This is a genomic window from Mongoliibacter sp., assembly GCF_007692705.1.
Taxonomy (GTDB): domain Bacteria; phylum Bacteroidota; class Bacteroidia; order Cytophagales; family Cyclobacteriaceae; genus Mongoliibacter.
On record NZ_REBN01000229.1, the window covers coordinates 1 to 4,189 of the forward strand.

The window sequence follows — 4,189 nt, forward strand, 5'->3', positions numbered from 1 at the left end:
TTACAGGAGATTATAAAGTCAGAAGAAGTATTTATACCGGAAAAGCTTTTGCAGAAACTATCGTTTCTAAAGACCATAAAATCCTTGCGGTTAAAAAGAATGCAGTAGATCTTTTGACAGATGGAGCAGAAGCTAGCGTTGAAAAGGCAAATATCACAATTGCGGAAGAAAATTTTGCAACGACTATTACTTCAACAGATAAAGCTACCGGTGAAATATTACTTCCAGAGGCAGATGTAGTAGTGTCAGGAGGTAGAGGAATGAAGGGACCTGAAAATTGGGGAATGATAGAAGATTTAGCCAAAGAATTGGGTGCTGCGACAGGATGTTCGAAGCCAGTTTCTGACATTGGTTGGAGACCTCACCACGAGCACGTTGGACAAACCGGAGTAAAAGTTGCGCCTACTTTATACCTTGCAGTTGGAATTTCGGGGGCTATTCAACATCTTGCGGGTGTAAATTCCTCTAAATACATTGTTGTCATAAACAAAGACCCAGAGGCGCCATTTTTCAAAGCCGCAGATTATGGAATTGTTGGAGACGCATTTGAGGTATTACCTAAATTAATTGAAGCTGTAAAAGCAATAAAATAAAACCTGTGGATCAAACTGTAGAACTTGAGATTCTTGGATTATCATCAAACCATTCCCAATCCGGATCATTTACCCTTGTTATGGGGGAAGTAGGTGGTATTAGAAGACTACCTATTGTGATTGGAATGTTTGAAGCTCAGGCCATTGCGATTGAAATTGAGAAAATAATTCCCAATAGGCCGATGACCCATGACCTCTTTAAATCTTTTTCCTCTAATTTTAATTACTCCATTGATCATATTTTGATTTCTGACATGAGAGAAGGGGTTTTTTATGCGAAAATCGTTTGTAAAAATTCCTCCAAAACAGTGGAAATAGATGCCCGTCCTTCTGATGCAATCGCCATTGCAGTAAGATTTGATGCCTCTATTTATTGTTCTAAAAAAGTAATGTCAGAGGCTGGAATTGAATTCAATGAGGAAGATGAAAGAAGAGAACATGAAAAAAGTGGAAAGACAAAGAAAACACCTGCTTCATCTTCCAGCAAGAGCGCTGATACACTCAAGGACTTCACCTTAGATAAATTGAACCAACTCCTAGATAAAGCCATAAGTAATGAAGATTATGAAAAGGCAGCTAGGATTAGGGACGAAATAAACAGGAGAAACTAGAAAGCCTGGTCAGACCAGGCTTTTCTTTTTTTAGAAAATTTTACTTACTTGACTGTCTTAACCGATTGGCATATTAATTACCTAAGCGTCTTGCACACTCCTTATGGATTATATTAGAGGTTTTATTGGTATCATATTTATTTTGGCTTTTGCCCTGATGTTTTCCTCCAATAAAAAAGCTGTTGATTGGAGATTAGTAGGTATCGGGGTGACTTTACAGGCTATCTTTGGTTTTCTAATAACAAAGGTTGATTTCGTAGCAAAAATCTTTGCTGTAGTCAGTAGGGCTTTCGTAAAGCTTCTTAGCTTTTCTGAGGATGGTGCCTTATTTATTTTTGGAGACTTAGCTACAGATACTTTCGGATTTATTTTTGCATTTAAAGTACTACCTACTATAATTTTCTTTTCAACTGTATCTGCTGGCTTATATTATCTAGGGGTATTGCAAAAAGTTGTTTTTGTCATTGCCTGGGTAATGTCACGGACAATGAGATTATCAGGCCCTGAAAGTTTATCAGCTGCAGGAAATATATTTTTGGGCCAAACTGAGGCCCCCTTATTGGTGAGACCATTTATACCTACCATGTCCAGATCGGAACTGATGTGTCTCATGACTGGAGGGATGGCGACCATTGCTGGGGGAGTATTAGCGGGTTATGTTGCCTTTTTAGGGGGAGACAGCTTAGAAGAGCAAAGCCGATTTGCCGCTTACTTATTAGGTGCTAGTATCATGAATGCGCCCGCAGCTATTGTCATTTCAAAAATCATTATTCCTGAAACAGACAAGGAAGTTGTCAATGATAAGCTGGAAGTAAGTGGTGAAAATATGGGGGTAAACCTGATTGATGCCATGTCCATCGGGGCTTCTGAAGGTTTAAAACTTGCATTGAATGTAGGAGGAATGCTTTTGGCATTTATCGCTGTGATCGCCGCTTTGAATTACATACTTTCCGGTTTGATTGGGGAGTATACAGGTCTCAATGCATTGGTTGTATCTTCCACCAATGGGCAGTTCTCTGGATTTTCTTTGGAATATTTACTGGGTCAGATTTTCCGCGTTTTTGCCTGGGTTATTGGAGTGGAGTGGTCTGATACCTTGCAAGTGGGTTCTTTATTGGGACAAAAAACAGTGATTAATGAATTTGTAGCTTACCTAAGCTTGGCAGAAATGAAAACTGCTGGGGGATTATCTCCCAAATCGGTTGTCATAGCTACTTATGCCCTTTGCGGTTTTTCAAATTTCAGTTCAATTGCTATTCAGGTCGGAGGAATTGGAAGTATAGCTCCCAATCAACAAGGTAATCTATCCAAACTCGGAATGCATGCCCTTTTGGCGGCTACTCTTGCCTGCTTGATGACAGCGACCATTGCAGGAGCATTATTTGCTTAGAAAAGGCAAATTTATATTTCAATTAAAAAAAAAGAGACTGTTAAACCACAGCCTCTTTTAAATTTTATTAATCTTCGATTACGGTAATTTTTTTTATTTTATCACCTTGTCTGATATCATCGATAACATCCAGACCTTCAATCACTTTCCCAAAACAGGTGTGATTTCTGTCCAAGTGGGCGGTATTGTCTCTACTATGGCAAATAAAGAATTGTGACCCACCAGTATTTCTTCCCGCATGTGCCATGGATAGGACACCTCTGTCATGATACTGATTTTCACCATTTAGTTCACAATCAATGGTGTAACCTGGTCCACCTGAGCCAGTCCCTTTTGGACAACCGCCTTGTATCACAAAATTTGGTATGACCCTATGAAAAGTCAATCCGTCATAAAAACCCTTTTTAGAAAGGCTGATAAAATTATCAACAGCTTTTGGCGCATCATTTTCGTAAAATTCGACGAGCATTGTGCCCTTTTCTGTAAGTATCTCTGCTTTTTTCATTCTAGTTTTTTTTCAAAATTAGCAATTCCTATGTTCTAGAGAAACAACAAACAATAAAAAAGGAGTGCCGAAGCACTCCAGTTATTTGGGTTTAATTCTAAAAGGTCAATCGACTAAAATTTTGGCGCACCTGCCAAAATATCATCAGTGGCATAATCACTGTATTTTTCAAAATTTTTGATGAATTCCGAACCAAGTTCTCTTGCTTTTTTATCATAAGCCTCCTTATCTGACCAAGTAGCCCTAGGACTCAATACTTCTGCCGGAACATTGGGGCAACTTTCGGGAATCGCAACACCAAACACACTGTGACGACGATAGGAAACATTATCCAGTTCGCCTCTGAGCGCTGCAGTAATCATCGCCCGTGTATAAGAAAGTTTCATTCTATTGCCCACCCCATAAGGTCCTCCTGTCCAGCCCGTATTGATCAACCATACATTTACTTGATGCTTTTCCATTTTTTCACCAAAAAGTGATGCATACTTTGTAGGGTGTAAAGGAAGGAAAGCTGCACCAAAACAAGCTGAGAAAGTAGTTCTAGGTTCTACAACACCTACCTCAGTACCAGCAACTTTTGCAGTATATCCAGAGATAAAGTGATACATCGCCTGACTTTTACTCAGTTTGGATATTGGTGGAATCACTCCAAAAGCATCTGCAGTCAGGAAGAAAATATTTTTTGGAATACCAGCTCTTGAAGGAGTAATCGCATTGAAAATATGTTCAATAGGGTAGGAAGTTCTTGTATTTTCCGTAACATCCTTATTGGTATAATCCACAGTTCTTGTATTAGGTATAAACCTAGTGTTTTCAACGATGGCTCCAAACTTGATGGCATCCCATATTTCAGGCTCTTTTTCCCTTGTAAGATCAATAACCTTAGCATAACAGCCGCCTTCGAAATTGAAGATTGACTCCTCATTCCAACCGTGCTCATCATCACCGATCAGCCCTCTGTTAGGATCGGCAGAAAGGGTGGTTTTTCCAGTTCCCGAAAGACCAAAGAAAATCGCACTGTCTCCATCCTTTCCCACATTGGCAGAACAATGCATAGACAGCACATTGTGCTTATGGGGCAGTAAAAAGT

The 4,189-nt window shown here is 39.5% G+C and carries 5 protein-coding genes; 3 read left to right on the forward strand and 2 right to left on the reverse strand.

Going from position 1 to position 4,189, the window contains the following annotated elements; all coding sequences use genetic code 11:
• From EA341_RS16240 to EA341_RS16250, 3 genes are all read left to right on the forward strand, one after another.
• Window positions 1-593, forward strand: a 593-nt coding sequence (locus tag EA341_RS16240) for an electron transfer flavoprotein subunit alpha/FixB family protein (RefSeq protein WP_293016221.1), incomplete at its 5' end; no start/stop codon positions are given.
• 5 nt (window positions 594-598) lie between these two features.
• Window positions 599-1,204, forward strand: a complete 606-nt coding sequence (locus EA341_RS16245) for a bifunctional nuclease family protein (RefSeq protein ID WP_293016222.1) — start codon at window positions 599-601, stop codon at window positions 1,202-1,204.
• A gap of 103 nt (window positions 1,205-1,307) precedes the next feature.
• Window positions 1,308-2,594 carry a nucleoside transporter C-terminal domain-containing protein gene (locus tag EA341_RS16250; RefSeq protein ID WP_293016223.1) on the forward strand — a complete coding sequence of 429 codons (1,287 nt, stop codon included), beginning with the start codon at window positions 1,308-1,310 and terminating at the stop codon, window positions 2,592-2,594.
• A 67-nt stretch (window positions 2,595-2,661) separates the two neighbouring features.
• Here EA341_RS16250 and EA341_RS16255 read toward each other — a convergent pair whose 3' ends face one another.
• Window positions 2,662-3,099, reverse strand: coding sequence for a peptidylprolyl isomerase (locus EA341_RS16255; RefSeq protein WP_293016224.1), 438 nt, complete (start codon window positions 3,097-3,099; stop codon window positions 2,662-2,664).
• A gap of 113 nt (window positions 3,100-3,212) precedes the next feature.
• A partial coding sequence (locus tag EA341_RS16260) for a phosphoenolpyruvate carboxykinase (ATP) (protein WP_293016225.1) occupies window positions 3,213-4,189 on the reverse strand: 977 nt, incomplete at its 5' end.

What these genes read in the sequence shown, in the direction of transcription:
- EA341_RS16250 (WP_293016223.1), top strand. Translation starts at nt 1,308, where the DNA reads ATGGATTATATTAGAGGTTTTATTGGTATCATATTTATTTTGGCTTTT.
- EA341_RS16255 (WP_293016224.1), bottom strand. Translation starts at nt 3,099, where the DNA reads ATGAAAAAAGCAGAGATACTTACAGAAAAGGGCACAATGCTCGTCGAA.